Raw genomic sequence first — 19439 nt, 5'->3', positions numbered from 1 at the left:
TTTCTCCTTTTGTGTCAATGTAATCGTGTGTCAAGGGTGGGTCCGATGTCAGAAAGTCGTGGTTTCGCGTCGGGTAGACGAGCGTGTCCGGTTACTGCATCAGAACCTAGATGTGCATCCGGAAGCGGTTCAAGAATAAAGTCGTCGTGGATACGATCACTCTTCAATGCCTGGGGTCCAACCCAGTTTAGTTCGACAGTGGTCATTACCGGTGCCATCTCCTGAAGCAAATCAAGCAACCAAGGTTCCCAGTCAATTCGTTCCTGAGCGGTAGCCGCGATATCGATTCGTATTTTCCCTAGAAAACGAAGCATCGGATCATTCGTAATCGACGAACACGGAAGTCGCATCACGTCAACCACAGCGAACGCATCGAGTTCAGAATTCCAGGGTGATGCCCCACCCAGTATCGCAGGCAAATTGGTGCCTTTGCGATTGTCAGCAGCGGTAATTGCGAAACCGAAATCGGCAATCATATCGATCACTCGAAATCGTGGTGGCTCACCAGTAATGATACTTTTAAGAAGTGCTTCAAGACCAAACCGCGTACCACGACCCTGAGCCAGAATTTCGGCTTGTGATAGTATCGCTCGTTTCTGATTGGTGTTAAGCTGATCTTGCCAGGGTAAACCAAGCCAACGGGCCACATAGTCGAGCCATTCCTCTGGTGCGGTCGTGGGATGAATGAGGCTGCCTAAAGATGCAATGTTCTGATCAATCTCTTGCGACGAGTTTTCCAAAACTCCTACGAGCGCACGGAGAAAGTTATCGGGAGAGTAAGGTTCACGTTGATATATCAAAGGCAAATGTTCCATTAACGAAATACCGGGATAGAGAACATTCATTTCATAAACAACCGGTAATTTCGCCCCAGGCGCTGCTATCAGTTCGAGACTGACCCAAAGGTATTGCTCTTTAAATGTAAACAACGGCGCGCTGAATGATTCTGGTTCTACATCAGTGTTGCTTGCTCGTCCCTGAAAGATCGTTGTGTTACGATGAAGATCGGGATCGGTATGTAGTGTTTTTACAAGATGATCAGCGAGTAAGGTGTTATTCCTGGTGATGCTCAAAATTCGTTCCCGTGTTTTATCATCATCAGTCGCAGCGACAGTGATTTTCAGGGTTGAACCTTGCGGTAATTCGGCTTTGAACTCAGCACGAAGCCAAGGTGGCCCCCCCTCAAGAGGAGTCGACCGTAACATCGGTGTGAGTGCGTAAGCACGAACTTCGGCACTACTGAGCGGAACAATATTCGTCTGTCTGTATCGCTGAAGTCCACTTGAGCCGGCAACGAGCAAACTGCTGCATCCACCTGTTACTCCTTGTATTTGTATGGGCGCATCGCTCCGATCAACAATTACCTCACTTAAAATGCCGCCATCTGGATCGAGTACGAGAACAGCAGCAATTTTATCTGAAATGTCATCATAGATCCCACTCAGCAGAAGTTTCGAATGACGGAAATCGCACCCCAATTGTAGATCGCGGAAACTCGGACGTATCGCTCCAACCGGCATACTACGGATTACATCACCGCCCTCTTCAGCAAACCAAAGAAGAACAGGCTGTTGAGTACGAGTCAGTAAGGTGAATTGCTTCGTTTGTTTCAGATAAACGAAGGAAGTCTGTTTCAGAGAATCCAAGGAAGTGACGCGCAAAAGCCCGTTCAGTGGAATAGACTCGCTTTTAAATCCACACCGATTAATACATTTGATCGAGCAACTATTGTTGTGTTGGATTAGAACATAGAGTGAGCCTTGATCGTCCGCGGCGGCAATGTCAATAACATCCCCATCCTTAAAAGAAATCGTTGTGAACTGTGTCAGCGAATCACTTTCAAAACATTGAACTGAATTTTTACCCTTTCGTACCCAGAGCAAATCAGCAGTCGCCACCATTCGCTCAGCAGTCGCAATCGCAGATGGACTGGGGAATGACTCTGCTTCCCCTCCTTCGGCTAGTAGTTGATGACATTGCCCAATTTCGTCGCGCCATAATGTTTCACCCGTGGATAAAATAACCGGGGCGAAAGCTCCAGGTGAAGCATATCGAGTGGGAGGCTGTCCGAATGGTGCTGTCGGACCGAACCCGTTTTCGACTGTCACCGTCTCGAGACTCGTCCCCGCAAAAACACATGCTTTCCATTGAGCTGTTGTTGAAAAATGATACTTTTTTTGATTGGTCATCGGCGTCCTCCCATCGCCGTTGGAATTACAGTAATTGTCGTTCGACGACGATTCCAGCGAGGCAAGCCGTAACTGGGAACACGAATCTCTTGATCTAGCTTTTGATTCTCCCCATTTACTTTAAACAAACTCAAGTCGAGAACGCGTTTCACACCAGCCGTCGATCTCATCCAATTCATAAGATCATTTCTTGTGACTGACGCCCCTGGTTCCCTCGGTGTTGTCACTCCATCGTCGTCCAAGGCAAGACGACTGGCGAATTCTTTTACCAATTTCATTCGAAGTGACTCTGAATCGATTCCCTGTTGCGCTTCCAACTCGACTTGAAAGAAAAAGTCAATGTAACGAGGCGCTATTACAGCAAGCCGTGTGCCTAAAGGAATTCGAGAGATCAAACTGCAGCGGATGGCTTCAAGCCAACGTGGAGTTTCCGGAACTGTATCAGGTTCTGATTGCCCAAGGCGACTGCGCAGTGCGACTAATGTTGTCTCACCCGTTCGTGGAGCAAGTCGATGCGGGGGTGCAATCCAGGCACGCGAGACTTCTAATAAAGGAAGCGAGATCGCAGCATGAGAAATATCATCATTGGTAATGAGAGCATGGCTTTTCCGGACACGATCTCGGGCGTGTCGACGCACACTCGTTGGTGAGAGTGCATTCGCACCACCAGAGATTGGACTGTAATTCACACCATAGACACCAGAAAAACCAGTCACACACCATTTCCGATTTCGTGCGATACTACCTTGCTCGCCGTTACAAACATGATAGGTTACCATTACATGTAACTCTGCAGATGGAATTTTACCATTCACACCGTTCCCGAATGTTGCCACATCCGACTTTCGATCAAATTCGAAAAATCGATCCGTAGGTCCTTTCTCGGAAAGCCGCTCACAGCGATACCACTGCTTGACGCCAGATGGTTCTGCTATCTCGATTGCAATTGGCTCCTTGTTCATGGAATATCGCAAGCCGGGTTGTTTCAGTTCAAGTTTCCAGTCTGGCAGACCATTGGCGACATGGAGTTCACGGAAGATACGAGTTACCTGTTCTATTGGAATCACGTTTGCCCCAACTCGAATAATGCGAGGAGGCCGAGCAAAGCCAACTTCAGAATGAAACTCAATCGTGAATGTAGTTGGTGAAATTTTCACGTTGTCAAACTCGAGCCGAATGGCCCCGGTTCGTAACATTCCATACGTATCGTCTGAAACGACCTTGATCGGAATACGATCTTGCCCGGCAACAAGCGTCGCCTGCAACGCAGACCGAATCAAAGCGGGGACTTCAGTTTGTGATTCATCTTTCGCTTGTGTAGAAGGCGCTGCTTGAACACCAATAACCCAGTGTCTGGAAGTTGCCTGTAGTGACTGGCTACCAGGCAACTTGTCACGGCATGTAAAAGAAAGCGCAAATTTATCTCGACAACCGGCACGCTCACCAAAGGGAAAAAATGGTTGCCCACCGTACATATTCGTATTTGTATGATCGATCTTTTCGCCATCGGCACAATGCGTGACCAATTGTGTCAGCCTGCCTGGCATCCAGAGTTGATTGTCAATGAGCTGAAAAGTGGTGGTTTCGAGTCCCTCGACATGGGCAATCGCATCGCGGGGAATGATCACATTCTCCGCAAACGTGTTGACGGGTGAATTGATATCATTAGGATCAGGCCAAATGAGCCCGTGCGCAGAATTTGCACCAGTATCGGTAATTCCCATCAATGCCGCATATGCTTGCCGTTCGTCGTGACGCATTCGGGACAATGAATAGAGCTGAGCTTCGGCTGTCCAGGCTAACAGCTCCATCAGTGTAATTCCGGGGTCGTGTGCGTTGTGATCGGTCCATTCTGGAGCGAGCGCCTGCAAGCTTGCTCGGCCAATCTCCATCAGATCCTGAAAACGTCGTTGGAACAGGTTTGGAGAGAGTTTACTCATTTAAACTCCTCCACCATATCAAACTGAATTCGAACTGAGTCTTTCGCCAGTAACGCGAGTTCTGTCCCGTCTAAAGCCTCTGGCCATGGTTTGTCATCGTTGTCATTAAACACCTCAACCAGATGAGCATTAATAATACTGACTAAATTTGGTGTGTCGCGTAATGCAAAGGAGATATCACTTTCGTTCGGGTTGGCGCCGACAGGCCAACCTTCACCTTCATCACCTCCCCCAGCAGAATCGAAATAAGTATGAAGACGTCTTTTAACCTCTCTGGCCACTTCACCGGCTGCATCGATTGAAATAACTTGCAATTTGAGCAAGATACGAAACCGTCTCAGAGTAGGCCCTTCAATGGCCAAGGCATTTGGTGCCGATAATGATATTGATGAGGAAGCAAGAATCGTTCGATGTAACGCACGAACCTGTGCGGCCGTTGGTTTAGGTTGGTCGCCACGCATCACGACAATAAGCTGTACTGAACTTTGCCGCTGAAACGCATGCGCCTGTACGATTTCCGGCGAACTTTGCAAGGCAATCTCTTTGAAATCTCGCAAGGTGACGGCCCGTTGGCGATGCCTCAAACGTGAGAGGCCAAACTGCATCACCCGTTCGTCCGACTCGGGAGGTGCCCCACCAGCGGCATCGTCTGCGGCGATAACCTTTTCGACACTGGGAATAGGCGAAACCAAATTAAGCTCGCTTCGCGCCTTGACCTGATTACCCGGTGAATCAATTTCATCTGGTTGATTGGGTTCGGTACGTTGATAGCGAAACGCCAGAATGTTGTCTCTCCCAATTGGAGGAATTAAGCCATGTAGGCCATCGCCAAATCGAATTCGTCCCGTGTTTTCATCCAGTGCATAGACACGATCACCAGCCGACTCATCCAGGGGGTCAACAACGCATCGCCACAACACCCAATCACCGGGCAGGTCTTCCACATTACTTAATACTTGCCCGGTTCCAAGTTCTAACAATTCCTTCCGGTCTTCCTCAGTTAGATTTTCACGGACACGGAGTTCGAGCGTGTTACTTAAAACGGGCGGCCGCGCGAGTGTCACTGTAAGATTTGGCTCTCCGGTCGATGAGTCGAGTAATTCACGAGTGAGCGTTTCGCGCGCACTGGCCCAAACGGAATTCAGATAAGCCCCACACAGTTTGGGCCGCCAATCCTTCATTTGATTGTCTTTACTCGGCTTAAGTTGCAACCACTTTCGTTTGAGTCCGAAAAGTTCATCTTCGGTTGGTGAGACGGGGAAGGACATTGATATCAGACCACTTTCGCTCAACCCGCGTGTGTTATCTTTGGCAGCGATCCAAATAAAATGATTGTCCACAAGGGCATTAATCGTCAAAGGAACAAACGCGGAATTCGATTGTTGATCTGCTAACATAAACATGTTCACGAGATCACCCCTAAGCTGACCTTCCACACCTATGAAAATCGCTTTACCTTTGGCGACCTGTTCTGAATCTTCTTTCGAGTTGGCTTGTGTCGGATCTTCTGAAGGGTGTTCTTCCTTGGCAGCACCCTCTTCATGGTCTGGTGAATCCGCTTGTTGCGCCTCATCTGAAGAAGCAGCCGCTTGGGAGGCATCGTCAATCAATCTTCCCAGGCTCAACTTGAGCGGCACAAACGCTTCGACCGTTGCCCCTTTGGTGCGATTCGCATCACTTTGATCCCGCACCGAACCACTATCCTGAGCAAGCACGAACTCGGGTTGAACGTCAGTAGAAAGGCTGTAGACTACAGCGAGTTTGACAATCGAAGGTGCTCGTATGTCTTCGTTGCTTCGTGTTACGACTTGTGTTGTTTCAATATTCTTCCCATTCTTTTGGGGTTTGGTCGTCTGAATCGACACAGTCTCTTTGCCGTAATCGCCACCAATCAGACGGCCCCGAATCCAAAAGTTTGTTTTTCCCGCCCAGTCCGAAGACTCGAAGTCATCAGGCGCCTTGAATTTCAGTGAACCATTTGACTTGAGGTTATGCGTTCCATCTTCTGCTCCATCAAGCTCCGACCACCCTTTTCCATTCCAATATTCCCAGGAAAGGACCGGATTGGTATCCGTATTAATTAGTGAGACGGTCCAATCATTGATGCTATTGACAGTAAGATAGTTAACCAGAGAATCGTTCTCTTCTTTAATAATCTTGGGTGCCTTTTCCCAATGTCGTTCCAAGATAACGAGTTCTGATTGATCCGGGTCAGTGTCATCGACTTTGAATACTTCGCCTTTAATCGTTTGAGGGTCGGCTCCCAGGAAGGTCAAACCCCGTGCCGCCAAATCAGCGTGCGAAGTCTTTAATTTTTCATCCAGTTTCAGCAGGGGAAGCGTACTAATGACGGCCTGATAGGCAACATCTTCTAACTCTTGAAACTTAAGTATATTATCTTTTTCTTGTATATTCAGCTTAGCAATGCGAGGCTCATTTGAGTTACCCCTCATTGATATCACTTGATAGGTTCCACTCGACGTTTCAGTAGTGATTCGTAAAAACGTCCCAACCTTGGTACTGATGTCATCTTGATGAAGTTTGATCTCGTTATTTTCACCCTCTACCAAAGCAATTTGATCTTCTTTTAGTTTCTGGTAAGTGCAAGCTATCTTAGGAATCTGGTCATTGCTAACAGGGGAAAAATCTGCATAGTCACCACCATTTCTAATGTTAGTTACTTTCCGAAGCACACTCCTGTCTCTGTAGCTGATTCGCAAGAAAGAACCCACGCCCACAGTGCTGTTTTGTTCTAAGGTGATTGATTTACCACCTTTGTGAAGAAATGTAACATATTGCGGTTCACCGAAAATCCGATTCGTCTTGTAGCTAACAGCAGTACCTTCAGTAGGGATAGATTCATTTTCTAACTGATTGAGACTCTCATCAAACGTAACCTTCTTTCTTTCATCATCGAAATCCTTAACACGCGCCAAAAAGTTAGTGCTATCCATAATAATCAACAACACTGAGTCGATAGTCGTAGTAGTGTCAGTTTTATCAATTAGTAACTCTTTCTTACTATTAATCTCACCTTGGTAGTTATTTAGACCCTCTGAAAAAATAAAAACCTCTCCTTCGACTGAAGGAAAGTCGAATTCAAAGAGCGTTCTTCCAGCCTCATCCTTCTTACCTGCCCCTAAGTCTAAGGGTGTAAGTTGGTAAGGTGGCTTTTTGCCGGTCGGTATTGCAACCTTATAGACTTTGTTCTCTGTGGGCTGGGTCTCCTGGATCTGCTCTGTTGATGTAATAATAGCGCTCTGTAGTTTCGCTAAGAATCCAATTTTCGTAGCGATGATCTGGTTTTGAGTGGTGGGCACTACTACGTGCCCGGTCAAAAGGGATGGTGCACCGATGGGTGTGAATCCGACGGCAGAAAGGTCTCGTCTTAACGGATCTGAAGTGAATGGTTCCCACATCACCAATTCAGATATATTGGATGTCGATTTTTTAACGCTGACAGCAACCTGTAAGCTCTCACCCATAAAATTCGCATCAATCGAAGATCCTACAACTCTTGAGTCGAGATCAAGCTTGGTGTTGTCCGGGGGTCCTGAATTTTCATCCTCATATTTAACCGCAAATAGTTTGTCTTTGTCTTTGCCAACTGCAACTGCAATTAGATGCCCACCGATTTGTCCTTTCTTAGGAATGAACACAGCCACGGGTGAATGTTTCTGGGATACTTCATTGCCTAGAAGTGAAATGCACTTAACTAGGTCTTGATTGTCAGCTACATGAATGCGATATAGGCCTTTGTCCGCAACACCAATTAACCCCTGTTCCAAACTGCCTTGACTGAGTTTATTATCTATCTCTACTCTTATAGGCTCGATGCGCGTTAATTTAACAAGTTTGTCATTGGCATCTATGGTTTCATTGGTTTCCAGCTCTTTCCAAATTTTTGTCTTAAGGGTTGGGTCACATTTAAATAACTTGCCACTGCACAGCGCAAATAATCTACTGTGACTTGGTGTCTCGAGGTAGACAAGACCAGTGATAATGTCCTCGTCTGTCGATTCTGGTAGTTCACCCAATGATTGCCAACCACATTGGGAGGGCGTTGTAATGTCCTGTTTCCACAACCACACTTCATTTCCAGCGGCGACCGCAACGAAAACATCACCACCATTTTTCCAAATAGGAACACGGAACCGTGGTTCATCGAGTGTGACAAGCGATCTATCGGCATCAGCACTATCGCTATTCGGCGATGGCGGTCGCAACAATTTTGGCTTGGTCCAGTACTCCAATTCATCTTGTTCAGAATTGAATTTAAACAGGTGCAAACCACGATCCGAGGCAGAACCAGCAAGGATTTCGCTCCCCTCTCCGTTAATTTCTACTCGCAGATGAGCGAGGCCAGCGGGAAAATTTGTAGCTGCGAGTTGCATACAAACTTGCACATCAGCTTTCTTCTTGGAAAACGCCTCTTCACAACCGATGTAGAAAGCATCAAAGAGTTTTGGATCGCGACCAAGGGGATAAAAAACGTTATCGTGGACAAGCGGTGTGTTGTTGGCAAATGCTTGTTTGTCCGGCAAGTCATCTTCCCCGGAGTCTGGAAAACCGGTCGAAATAGAATTAATTTTTAGTGTTAGCTCTTCAACCTGCAACTTGGGCTTACTGCCTTCCACCTTCTTCGTGCGGGCTCTTATCCAGCGACTTTCTGTATGACCAATTTTAAACGGTTCGATTGTGCCTTTTCCTTTTGTCAATACCGTCATACCTGCCTTCTGATCTTCAGGATTGACTTCGATGGGCTGCCATTTGGTCTCTTCGTCCTCTTTTGTTTTTCCCCAATACTCCCACTTAAAACCGTTTGACAGGGCACCAGCGCCGCGCACTTCAATGGTTACCGCGGAATCTATGTTTAAAAGCTCCCTGTGACCAAGATAAAGAACATGTTCCTGACGATTGCGGGCGTAGCCGTCAAAGGGTTGAAATGTTTTCACTTGACGAACGATCTCACTTTTGATGAGGCCACCCTGCAAGTCAGGTTCAACAGTTGCGATGCCATTTTCAACTTCGATGACTCGGTATTCGTTTTTTCCTGCGGCGATGATCATACCTTCTGTCAAACCAGAATCAGTCTCGAGTTGCAATTTATTTTGATTAGCCGCGGCGAACGACTTCAATTTCCACTGGGTAGACATCGACGACAAAGGTTCAACTTCAGTGAGCCCCGGCGCGGGAAGATAGAACGCGTCTTTCTCAACATCGACCCCGACCACTACGTCGAGCAAACCGGGGACAATGTTTAACTGGGTTTCCGTTTCAAAGACGACAGGTGTCCCGTCAACATCCGCTTGAAGCGTGATCGGTGCGGTCGCCAGCACCAGATCTTGTGTACCTGTTGCTGTTTTGAAAACAACAGGTACGCGGGCGGCCTGAGCCGCTTTCCTCTGGATTCCAAGCCAGTCGAGAAAACCACGAAGCATTTTGTCTCCAGCTTGATCCAAACGTTGGGTGACTTCAGAATCGAATCGTGCGGCCACTTCCAACAGTGCAATGCCGAAATCCTGCTCTCCACCTTCAAGTCCCCAATCAGGAACCCACACCTGGGCACGACGACGCAATTCTGCCAAGAACTCAGATTGCCGACGGTCGTCGATTCTTGGGGCACGTGGTGATTTCACGGCTGACCTCCTTCCCCAAAATAGAACGGAAAGACAAGGTTGCCCGTTTGATTCGTTTTGCGAACTCGATATTCCACTTCAATCAGCAATTGACCCTTCAGAACCGCCTGGTCGTCGACCACCACCTTGAGAACTTCGATGCGAGCTTCACATCGACGAAGTGCTTCTTCGACTAGGGAACGCACCCTGTGCATTGTGGTCGTATCCAGGTTGGCATATACAAGGTCATGAATTCCGCATCCGAAGTTCGGTCGCATCACCCGTTCTCCAGGAGCCGTTTCAAGCACGATTCGAATTGATTCACGAATATCATCTTCATACTCTACAAAGGCGACGCGACCGGTGCGCAAATCCAGCGAAACAGGCATTGCCCAACCTCGTCCGAGGAATGCTTTGCGATCATAATCATCAGTATTTAAATTCATCCGATCATCACCGTACGAGAACCTTTGGAAATGGGGTTGGATGGCCCTACTTCAATGATGCTGTCTCCTTGTCGAGCCGCGGGTAATTTTTCAATAAATACAGTGTAGCTTCCCACAGCAACAACGCCGCCAACATGTGGCTTCGGACCATCCGACAATGGACAAGTATGAAAATCGGAAAAGGCTCTCCATGCCGGTAATGATTCAATGAAAACGGTTGCGCTACCTGGCCCGGGTCCTAGCGGAGTTCCATGGCTTGTCGAGTCTCCAACACGCGCGGCAGGTTTTCCCATATAGCTATTCCCCTAGTTAATGTTGATCAACTGCCCTTTGATATTCAGAGTTGCCCCCGCTTTAATCTCCATTGTGGCGTCCGCTTCGATACTGATTGTCTTCGCTTTGATTTGCAGATGCCCCTTGGCCTTGATACTCATGTTACCGCTCGTACTATCCACCTGAACTACATTCCCTTTCTCATCTTCCACGATGAAGCCGTCATCATCGAAACGAATTTTTCGTCCCTTTTCATGTTTGAGTTCGACAACTCCCTTGCTCCCATCATCAAACATAAGGTGGTGTTGCTTGCGAGATTTAAGAATTCGGACATCATTTTTGCCATTGGAGTTATTGACTGGTGGCGTCTGTTTCCCATTCCACAACGATCCAACAATGTAGGGATATCGGATGTCTTCTCGTTCGAACACGACAAGCACTTCGTCGCCGACTTCGGGAATCGTAACCCAACCTCGCCCTTTTCCCGCCATAGGAACAGCAAGTCGAGCCCAATAACTCTCGGTATCACTCCAGCTGTATCTTACTTTTACGCGACAGAGATTCTGGTCGTCTTTATTTTGTGTAACCGTTGCAAGCGCAACGCCTTTGGCATAGCCCCCTGCCTCATACTGAGTTTCGCTTACTGGAGAAGATTGCGGTATCCTCATAGTCCCGTCTCCTTTACTTTGAAGCGCGTACGGTAGCCATTGCTATCAATCTTATGAGTAGCCTGATGGATGTAATACGTTTTCGAAAAAGAACCGCCAAGTCGATCAAGTTTCACATTCCGATCAGGTCGTATCTCGGGAAGACCAATACATTCCCCTTCACCAGTAAGGAACTTTTCTGCACGTTCATTTAAAATATTTTGGGCAAGTTTCTTCGCTTCAGCCTGACTTCGTACAGGTTGTCGAATTCGTAATGTCGGTTGTTTTTTGGGTCCAGGGCCAAATGATCTTAAAAATTGACCTGGGCTGTCCCCTCTGAGACCAAATTCTTGGCCTGCATTTGCAACCCCTACGATCTTCTTGTTTTGACGAAGATCCCAGCCGTAAACTTCCACTCGAGAGATTTGACCCGCTAAATTAGCCTCAGGACGAAAGCTGAGTAACGCTTTGCCATATTCCAGCTTTACGATCGCGCTCTGTTTTTTGTCAGGTCTCGCAAAGTGAAGTGTCGCTTGCTCGTCGACATACAATTCGAAGTGATTTCGTTCTGCCAGTTTTTTGAGGAATTCCCAATCGCTTTCCTGGTTTTGTTCAATCTGAATCTGTTCATCGATGGTGGATTCGATCTTCGCTCCCAGGTTGTGAAATTGTGCAATTTCAGTAGCTGCATAACTATCTCGTTTTTTTGACCAAGTGCGTTTATTCTTGCCAATGGTCATTGAGAACCCATAGTCGTACCCAGCAATTGTGAGTTCAGGAACACCACCTTCGGGGAAGTCAGTCGTGATTTCTGTGACAACTCCCTTTAAAACTATTGGCAATGACTTCGAGTCACCGTACCCCATGTAGAGTTCTACCTTGGATCCAAATTCAAGTTTGTTTAACAAGTTTTTACTTTGACTCGTACGGAAAATTCCCTTTTCTTGGTCGTAGCAATTGGGAATAGTAAAGCTAAAACGCGAGGCAGCACCGAGCATGAGGTCCACTTCCAATTGACTTACGGGAGCCAGTAATTCGCGCACAAGGTCTTGCCCGCTCAGTCGAACTGAGAAGGCAGGTGTATAGAAATCACTATAGCGTTTAGCGAGTTGGGAAAGTTCCACTTGCATTCTCCAGAGGGGGGATTTCCAGCCAATCACCAGGCTTTATTTCACGAGGATCATCAAGATCGTTTCGATCCGCGATTCGGGTCCACAGTTCCGATTCGCCGTATTCACGAGCAGCTATGAACCACAATTGCTCCTTTCCGACAACTATTCGTCTTTTCGTTTTGTCGGAAGATTCGAGCCGTGGATCTTCCTGTTGTTGCTTGAGAGTTCGGTATTCTCTGAACACGATCGACAGCGTCACCCTCGCCGGTATACCATCAGGGTGAAACATGGTTACTTTCCGACCTAACTTCTCGATGATGGCATGAAACTCCATTGTCCCCCAATTAAATCGGACTGGTGGAGGAGCGTGTAATTCCCGGTCAATCAATAAAAGTTTTGAGATAGCAGCTAGTCGTTCCCCCAGTGGATCGTTTTCTTTTTGCAATAAAGATGTGGGACCATTCGGGTCAGTATAATCATCCATGAATAATTCCATACTCAACTGATCGCTCTCACCATTAACAAATTGTAATACCGGAGAACTAATACCGGGAATCGGTGTCGCCTTGTAAGAATTGGATCGATCCAGACTATATTCGGTAGGGTTAAATAGGAGGCTGATGACTTTGTTCTTATCTTGTCCATCCATGACTGTGATGGTCGCTTTTTTAAGAATATTTTTATTCATCGTCAGTATCCCCTCCGTTCTCGATCAATACGAACGCGCCGGTCAACACGACGAATGACCTCTTCAGTAACTTTATCCAATAGTGGCAGGTCAATGGACGATGCGGGATTCTTGCTAAGTTGAGAAATCTCCTTCGCTTTGGTTATCGGGATTTCATTCGATTCGTTTCTGTGAATTACCGCTGAATCTGTCATTATCGATGGACGTTTACCCTGTCCCGACTGCTCATCACGAAAAACTTGCGCAATTGTTTTTCGCCAGACATAATGCAGGGAAGTTGTACGTGAATCGTTCGATTGATTTGCACCTGATTTCACAGTATGTGAAACTGGAAACGCAAGGTTGAATGACTGGCAAAACGTCTTGCGAAGTGCAGATGTTCTATGCGTGATTGAAGGCAAAATAACACTCGGGTTCATACAAGACAACGGAGTCAATTGCTGCTGATAATTGGGATGAAGAAATTGTACCTTCGAAAAATAATTCGATTGCCGGTGCAAACGGGTATTTGAATACCATTTCTGAGTATTTGCCATGTACCTGCTGCGTATGAAGGGATGTTCAAAAACAAAATTTTTCACTGTTTCAGGATTAAGAGCCATCGAAGCCGTTTGCGAATGTTTCTTCTCGCCTCCCGGTTGGGGAAACATTTTGAAGCTGCTTGAGTTCATTGTATTTAAAACTGGAAATGCAAGATTGAGCGACTGATAATAAGCCGAGCGTAATGCGGATGTTCTGTGCATTATTGAAGGCGAATTATCACTCGGGTTCATATAAAACAACCGAATCAATTGCTTCTGATAATTGGGATAAAGAAACTGTACCTTCGAAAAATAATTTGATTGCTGGTGCAGACGGGTATTAGAAAACCATTTCTGGTCAATTGCTGTGTGCCTGCTGCGTACGAAGGGATGTTCAAAAACAATGCCCTTCACCGGTTCTGGATTTGAAGCTATCGAAGCCGTCTGCGAATGTTCCTTCTCGCTTCCCAGTTGGGGAAACATTTTGAAATTGCTGGAGTTCACTGTATTTAAAACTGGAAATGCAAGATTGAACGACTGGTAACGAATCGTTTGTAGTGCGGATTTTCTATGCGTTATTGGAAACGAAATATTGCTCAGGTTCGTGTCAGACATCTGAGTCAATTGCTTCTGATACGATGGATATAGAAATTGTACCTTCGAAAAATAATTCGATTGCCGGTGCAGACGGGTATTAGAAGACCTGTTCTGAACAATTGCCGTGTGCCTGCTGCGTACGAAGCGACTTTCAAAAACCAGGTTCATCACAGTTTTTGGTTTTAGTGTTACCGAAATCGTTTGCGCATGTTCTCGTAGGAAATCATTTTCCTGATGATCGGTATTTGAAGGAAAGATTACAGCCGATCGCCGATCTTGATTACTGACGCTCTTATTGTTGTAAACATGAAGTCTATTCAGATAAGTTGGCTCGATTGACTTGAGTATATTCATAGTTTGATCTATGAAGTTGAGTCGGCGTTTCCATGTGAGAACGAGTGGAATCCAATTCGAAAAAACACCTTTTCTCCGATAACTTTTTGGAGTCCGAATTGTCCATCTGGAACGTTGCCACAACCCGCGTAATCCTACTTGGCGTACAAGTGGCTTTAGAATGCCGAAACCAGACTGGATCGAGTGGTTCATGTGGTTCCCTTTCTCAATCCTTGATGTGCAAGTTCCAGACTCTCCACAACAAGTTGCGATTGTTGAGAGTCTAGATCGGAAATCGACCATTTAACAGGTAGCGCATTTTCCACCTGCCAAGCCCAAGCTGATCTATCGGTTTCGTCCCGCAAACGAATCCACAACGTCCGACGTTCGACTTCTCCACCTGCGGTATCCTGTGCCCACTTCCAGAGGTCATCCATCACTAATCCTCGTTCAAGAATCAGCACTGGATGAGATACTTGGGTAATCAAATTGTGTGTATAATCGTTAACACCTCCTTCCCTATAAGATTCGTATTTGATCTCACGAGATATTCCCTTAATACTGGAAAAACCGCCGGTCGTAATACCCTGAAACTCAATCAGAAAGCGAAAGCCTCGCAATGGGTCAGTTCTCATCCGGTTTTCCTTCCCAGATCAAATGGATTTGCTGGCGCACCATCCAGCACGCGATTAATATTTGAAATCTCTTCACACCACTTTCGTCTTTCCCGGTGATCCATATTCATCAGCTCATGATGCGACCAATGCAAGTGGTACGCGATAAAGGCCATCTCCTCGTACAATTGCTTTATAGGATAGGCCTTTATGCTTCCCCCAGTAAATTGGCCATTCTATTTTCTTTGGGCTCTGAGTAACTCTTCTGTTCCGTAGTCGAAGAGTCCATCGGTTCGTTTGAATTAAATCGCTCATATAGATTTTGGAGAAATGATAAATCAGATGCATATAAACCCTCGATCACTCCAGGATGAATATCTACCAAAGATCCCAATTGAACAATCACGCGCGAAAGTACGATCACTGCGAAATACGCTTCGTTCTGTTGTACACGCGGATCCCGCAAGGGAAGAATCTCGTCAGCTGCTGTCGCAAGGCGCATCACACCATTGCGATGCAATTCTCCTGCATCGTCGACGAAACCTTTAGGAAGTGTGAATTCGATTTCGGTTTGAAACCTTTGTTGTGTTGTCATCGATGTACCTCAAATAAAAATTGTTAACAGTTAAGCAACTCGCTCGATGCCTTCGTTTGCCAGTTCGAGTAATTCAATCATAACTTCGTTTCCATTGGCATTGAGATCGCCAGGATCATACTTCACCGGCCAAGCCTCGGTGACCACGAATCTTGCACGATCTGTACCAGCTTCATCTTGAACAACAATCACCACCTTCTTGCGTTGTGTTCGAATCTGTCCGGCAGCAATCTGCTTATGCCAATTAAATAGCTCTAATGCTTCAGCACCGTAGGTAAGCCCCCACTTCAAAGTAATGTTGCCGTACTTTGTCAGCCCACTTAGCTTTTGTGGGAAAGGCGCATCGTCGCCCTCACGGTAGTCAACAACATCAATCGTTGTTTCCGCGATGTTGACTTCACTAAAACCGGCCTGATTGATGCCATCAATTTCTAGTTTGTAACGAAAATTCCGGAGTGGATCATTGCGGTCCATAAGAGTTTCCTATTGCTGTGATTCGTTGGTGTGTTGGAAAATACGGAAGATGACAAATTCAGCAGGTCGAACGGGTGCGATACCAATTTCGCAGATGAGCCTTCCATTGAGAATGTCGTCTTGTGACATTGTTGTTTCGTCACACGTGATGAAAAAAGCTTCCTCTTCCGTCGCCCCAAAAAGCGCACCTAATCGCCACTGAGTTCGCAGAAATAATCGGATTGTGTCCGTCACTCGAGACCATAATGTTTGGTCGTTTGGTTCGAATACAACCCACTGCGTATTTTCGTAGATAGATCGTTCCAGAAAGATAAATAGACGGCGCACACTGACGTATTTCCATAACGCATTTGAAGACAACGTGCGGGCACCCCAAACTCGGATACCACGACCAGGTAAACTTCGAATGACATTGACTCCCTTTGGGTTGAGTACATCTTGAAGTTCATCATTAATATCAAACTCAACTGAAAACGCCCCTCTTACAATCTCATTAGCGGGTGCCTTAAAAACACCTCGCTCTGTATCGGATCTCGCATAAACTCCAAGCACGTGACCTCCGGGTGGTGTCAATTTTCGTACTCCAGTTTGTGGATCTGATGTAACCAGCCAAGGGTAGTAAAACGCAGCATAAGTCGTGTCGGTCACCGAATTTCGTGGATTGAGATCAGAAGCACTGTTTTGTCCCTTTGGAGCGTCAACGACTGCAAAGCGAAACTTCATTTTTTCGCAGTGTGAAATGATGGCCTTCGAAGTGTCTGGATCGACTTGTGGTGCATAAACCAGAGCAACATCTCGGTAAGGATCAAGCTCAAGTGCTGAAAGCCCCTGATCAATTCTTCGTTCTCCAGCGGGCAACCCTTTAAAGTCATCGTTCGCGACAGGAGTAGCATCGTCTGCACCGTTCGTCAAATTCTTCACTCCATTCTCAGGTCGCGCGATGGCAGAGACTCCTGATAAACGAACAAGCATTGCAAGCGCCGAACTCTCTGGCCCCTGGTTTTTATCACTAATGTCATCATCGATAAGAGGAAAGCGTTTGCCATAGAAGTCGGGTGAGGTCTCATCGGTGACAAGATCGTCAAAATCTTCTATATGGGTAATTTTTCTATCAGTAGTAGCGAGCTGCTCCGAGTCAAATGGATCAATTGCTGGAGCGGGTTCGCTTCCATCCCAGTAAGCTACGCGCAAACGAAATCCAATACTCTCGTTATTCGAATCCTTTGTAGAACCATCCGATATTTTGATTGTGACACGATTTCCCCATTCACCAGGTCCTGCCGCTCTAACATTAAAGTCACCAAAGTTTTCCTCTGCTGTAGTTGCTGCCTGACCAACGATTCGACAGATATAAGCACGTTTGCCTCCATTCTCAAAGAATCCATTAGTAGCATAGGGCACATACTTGTCAGCTCCAAAAACTCGCCCGAACCAACGCTGATACTCTTTATAACTGGTCACGAGACGCGGTGTAATCGAGCCACGTTCGGTCTCTCCGAGTATCGCCGCTGTGCTTGTCGGGACACCTTCAACGGGCCGTGGGCCGCGTTCCACCTCTTCTATGTAAACACCGGGATGTAAATATTCGGGCATGGTAATTATCCTTCTTTAGTAATAGTTGATAATTCTTGGATTCTTAATCGGCGTTGGGTTAATCGATTCAATCTCCATACTGTTGTTTTGATGATCTAGTTAGTTCCAGGACTTCGTCAGCTCTCTTTTTGGCGATGTTTGCATGCTTCATGGCCTCTTCCGCACATTTTTTGGCCAGTTCCGCCTTATTCTTGACTTCATTTGCAGAACTCTTTGCTTTTTCCGCTTTCTCATAGGCTTCGTCTACGTCCTCACACTTTTCAGCCAATTCCTTGGCATCCTTGGCAGCCCCCATAGCGTCGCAAGCTTCTCTAATAGCGTCTGCAGCTGTATTTCTTGCGTCATCAGCTTTCGTCTTGGCACAATTTACAACTTGTTTGGCCTCACCGGCCAGTTGCTTGGCTTTATCACTGGGACAATGGCCAAGTGCTTCATCAGCGGTCTCAATTGCATTGCTCGCAATACAATCAACCTCATTAGCGATTGGTTCTACCTTTTTTGCCAATTCATCAGCGTAGATACTTGTCTTCAGTGCTACCTCAGCAGTCTTCAAGGCATTGCTACAATCGCATGGGCCTACTTCTAAGGGGATAAGATCATACGCGATTTTGGCGAGCGTTCCTGCATCCTTGGAAATGAACTTATTCAAATCCTCGATTCGCTTTTTTTGGGCATCCAATGCTGCCTGTGCTTTCGCCATCGCTTCCTGAGCTTTAAGGTAACGGTGTTTAGTCAAACAGCAAATAAGTTCGTAATACTCGCTCGGATCAACAATATATGGTTGAGTTCCGATTAGTCGATCACGAATGCTCGGCTCTCCTACATTCACATTGCAACAATCAATTGGCTGCCCCTCGTCGCAACACAAATGCGCATATAAATCGTAAAATTCCTTTTGAATAACGGTGGGTTTCTTACCATCAGGCCACTTTTTGTTGTTCTTGTCTCTTGGACGAATGGCAAAATGTAACGGTAGTAATTGCACGAAGATGTCATAAACAATGTGTGTCGTGCGCGAGCACCATTCATCATTACACTTTTTAATCAACTCTGAATTCGCTTTTAATAAATCCTTGAGACTTTTATTTGGATTCATCCACGCCTGCAAGACATTAGAAACAAGTTCATACGTTCGATTCTTCTGAGCTAAATCGCGCTCAAGCCAATGCAAAAGGTCATAATGGTTCTTTGCAAGTTCTTTAGAAAACTGCCGATAATTTGGATCATCATTGAGGTAAGATTGATATTGCTCACATTTGGTCTTTTCTTCAGAACACGTGTCTGACACGTTCTTGCGCTCACAACAATGACAGTAGTTCAATGGATCACCATTCAGTTCTTGCGCAACAAAATACAATTCGTTAAGCAAGGGACAGATGTAACACTCGATGATACATTTCCAATTTGGAATACATTCAACTTTATTAAGCAATTTTTGGATATCCTTATCCTGCTCCTCCCACATCAGAATAAAAGACTTGTGAGCTTCCGTGGTGTAATCTTTAATCGCAGTCTCAGCAGACTTCTGAATTGCCTCAAGTTCCTTCTTCGCTTTTTCAGCGCTTTTAGCCTTGTTGATGGTCTCTACTTCTTTAGCTATTGCATCAACAAGGCACTTCTCACGTTCGAGAGGCGTCTTTACATCGTTGCAACCTTTAGTCCTTTTGAAATCAACTTTGAATTTCTCTCGCCACAACTTGGGTGCCTCAGTCTCATCCAATGCACATGCTTTTTCATGTGAATTATCACATTTGTCCATCGAATTTGTATCTGCAGTATTAATCATATCGTGGGTCATT

General features: G+C 46.2%; 15 protein-coding genes. All 15 read right to left on the bottom strand.

The annotated features are described in order from the left end of the window. Positions 1–14: 14 nt before the first annotated feature. The 15 genes from Enr17x_RS09170 to Enr17x_RS09100 all read right to left on the bottom strand — a co-directional run bounded on the left by Enr17x_RS09170 (position 15) and on the right by Enr17x_RS09100 (position 19438). A complete protein-coding gene (locus tag Enr17x_RS09170) occupies positions 15–2189 on the bottom strand; it encodes a phage tail protein (protein ID WP_145308016.1) in 2175 nt (724 codons plus the stop codon). Next, positions 2186–4129: a baseplate J/gp47 family protein gene (locus Enr17x_RS09165; protein WP_145308014.1), complete on the bottom strand. Its 1944-nt coding sequence runs from the start codon at positions 4127–4129 to the stop codon at positions 2186–2188. The genes Enr17x_RS09170 and Enr17x_RS09165 overlap by 4 nt, the downstream gene beginning before the upstream one ends. Further along, entirely contained in the window at positions 4126–9768 is a 5643-nt protein-coding gene (locus Enr17x_RS09160; RefSeq protein ID WP_145308012.1) for a baseplate J/gp47 family protein, read from the bottom strand. The genes Enr17x_RS09165 and Enr17x_RS09160 overlap by 4 nt, the downstream gene beginning before the upstream one ends. Next, positions 9765–10193, bottom strand: a complete 429-nt coding sequence (locus Enr17x_RS09155; RefSeq protein WP_145308010.1) for a GPW/gp25 family protein — start codon at positions 10191–10193, stop codon at positions 9765–9767. Before Enr17x_RS09155 ends, Enr17x_RS09160 begins: the two co-directional genes overlap by 4 nt. After that, on the bottom strand, positions 10190–10486 hold the full coding sequence (locus Enr17x_RS09150; protein WP_144987289.1) for a PAAR domain-containing protein: 297 nt from the start codon (positions 10484–10486) through the stop codon (positions 10190–10192). Before Enr17x_RS09150 ends, Enr17x_RS09155 begins: the two co-directional genes overlap by 4 nt. 12 nt (positions 10487–10498) lie before the next feature. Further along, positions 10499–11134 (bottom strand): phage baseplate assembly protein V, encoded by a 636-nt coding sequence (locus tag Enr17x_RS09145; RefSeq protein ID WP_145308008.1) that lies wholly within the window; start codon positions 11132–11134, stop codon positions 10499–10501. Continuing rightward, a complete protein-coding gene (locus tag Enr17x_RS09140; RefSeq protein WP_390622530.1) occupies positions 11131–12243 on the bottom strand; it encodes a phage late control D family protein in 1113 nt (370 codons plus the stop codon). The genes Enr17x_RS09145 and Enr17x_RS09140 overlap by 4 nt, the downstream gene beginning before the upstream one ends. Beyond that, positions 12215–12913, bottom strand: coding sequence for a CIS tube protein (locus Enr17x_RS09135; RefSeq protein ID WP_145308004.1), 699 nt, complete (start codon positions 12911–12913; stop codon positions 12215–12217). Before Enr17x_RS09135 ends, Enr17x_RS09140 begins: the two co-directional genes overlap by 29 nt. Positions 12914–12915: 2 nt before the next feature. Continuing rightward, positions 12916–14577, bottom strand: coding sequence for a hypothetical protein (locus Enr17x_RS09130; RefSeq protein WP_145308002.1), 1662 nt, complete (start codon positions 14575–14577; stop codon positions 12916–12918). Continuing rightward, positions 14574–14999, bottom strand: a complete 426-nt coding sequence (locus Enr17x_RS09125) for a phage tail protein (protein ID WP_145308000.1) — start codon at positions 14997–14999, stop codon at positions 14574–14576. Before Enr17x_RS09125 ends, Enr17x_RS09130 begins: the two co-directional genes overlap by 4 nt. After that, a complete protein-coding gene (locus Enr17x_RS30365; protein ID WP_390622550.1) occupies positions 14996–15175 on the bottom strand; it encodes a DUF6760 family protein in 180 nt (59 codons plus the stop codon). Before Enr17x_RS30365 ends, Enr17x_RS09125 begins: the two co-directional genes overlap by 4 nt. Before the next feature lie 11 nt (positions 15176–15186). Then, on the bottom strand, positions 15187–15573 hold the full coding sequence (locus Enr17x_RS09115) for a hypothetical protein (RefSeq protein WP_144987303.1): 387 nt from the start codon (positions 15571–15573) through the stop codon (positions 15187–15189). Positions 15574–15603: 30 nt separating this feature from the next. Beyond that, complete coding sequence (locus tag Enr17x_RS09110; protein ID WP_144987305.1) at positions 15604–16047, bottom strand: phage tail protein; 444 nt, start codon at positions 16045–16047, stop codon at positions 15604–15606. A 9-nt stretch (positions 16048–16056) separates the two neighbouring features. Then, on the bottom strand, positions 16057–17640 hold the full coding sequence (locus Enr17x_RS09105; RefSeq protein ID WP_145307998.1) for a phage tail sheath family protein: 1584 nt from the start codon (positions 17638–17640) through the stop codon (positions 16057–16059). A 67-nt stretch (positions 17641–17707) separates the two neighbouring features. Then, complete coding sequence (locus Enr17x_RS09100) at positions 17708–19438, bottom strand: alanine-zipper protein (protein WP_145307996.1); 1731 nt, start codon at positions 19436–19438, stop codon at positions 17708–17710. Position 19439: the final 1 nt, after the last annotated feature.

Origin of the sequence: Gimesia fumaroli (assembly GCF_007754425.1) — a bacterium.
GTDB lineage: Bacteria > Planctomycetota > Planctomycetia > Planctomycetales > Planctomycetaceae > Gimesia > Gimesia fumaroli.
The sequence above is the reverse complement of the archived record's forward strand: the minus strand, read 5'-3'. Positions and strand labels throughout refer to the sequence as shown.

What these genes read in the sequence shown, in the direction of transcription:
- Enr17x_RS09170 (WP_145308016.1), bottom strand. Translation starts at nt 2,189, where the DNA reads ATGACCAATCAAAAAAAGTATCATTTTTCAACAACAGCTCAATGGAAA.
- Enr17x_RS09165 (WP_145308014.1), bottom strand. Translation starts at nt 4,129, where the DNA reads ATGAGTAAACTCTCTCCAAACCTGTTCCAACGACGTTTTCAGGATCTG.
- Enr17x_RS09155 (WP_145308010.1), bottom strand. Translation starts at nt 10,193, where the DNA reads ATGAATTTAAATACTGATGATTATGATCGCAAAGCATTCCTCGGACGA.
- Enr17x_RS09150 (WP_144987289.1), bottom strand. Translation starts at nt 10,486, where the DNA reads ATGGGAAAACCTGCCGCGCGTGTTGGAGACTCGACAAGCCATGGAACT.
- Enr17x_RS09145 (WP_145308008.1), bottom strand. Translation starts at nt 11,134, where the DNA reads ATGAGGATACCGCAATCTTCTCCAGTAAGCGAAACTCAGTATGAGGCA.
- Enr17x_RS09140 (WP_390622530.1), bottom strand. Translation starts at nt 12,243, where the DNA reads ATGCAAGTGGAACTTTCCCAACTCGCTAAACGCTATAGTGATTTCTAT.
- Enr17x_RS09135 (WP_145308004.1), bottom strand. Translation starts at nt 12,913, where the DNA reads ATGAATAAAAATATTCTTAAAAAAGCGACCATCACAGTCATGGATGGA.
- Enr17x_RS09130 (WP_145308002.1), bottom strand. Translation starts at nt 14,577, where the DNA reads ATGAACCACTCGATCCAGTCTGGTTTCGGCATTCTAAAGCCACTTGTA.
- Enr17x_RS09125 (WP_145308000.1), bottom strand. Translation starts at nt 14,999, where the DNA reads ATGAGAACTGACCCATTGCGAGGCTTTCGCTTTCTGATTGAGTTTCAG.
- Enr17x_RS09115 (WP_144987303.1), bottom strand. Translation starts at nt 15,573, where the DNA reads ATGACAACACAACAAAGGTTTCAAACCGAAATCGAATTCACACTTCCT.
- Enr17x_RS09110 (WP_144987305.1), bottom strand. Translation starts at nt 16,047, where the DNA reads ATGGACCGCAATGATCCACTCCGGAATTTTCGTTACAAACTAGAAATT.
- Enr17x_RS09105 (WP_145307998.1), bottom strand. Translation starts at nt 17,640, where the DNA reads ATGCCCGAATATTTACATCCCGGTGTTTACATAGAAGAGGTGGAACGC.
- Enr17x_RS09100 (WP_145307996.1), bottom strand. Translation starts at nt 19,438, where the DNA reads ATGACCCACGATATGATTAATACTGCAGATACAAATTCGATGGACAAA.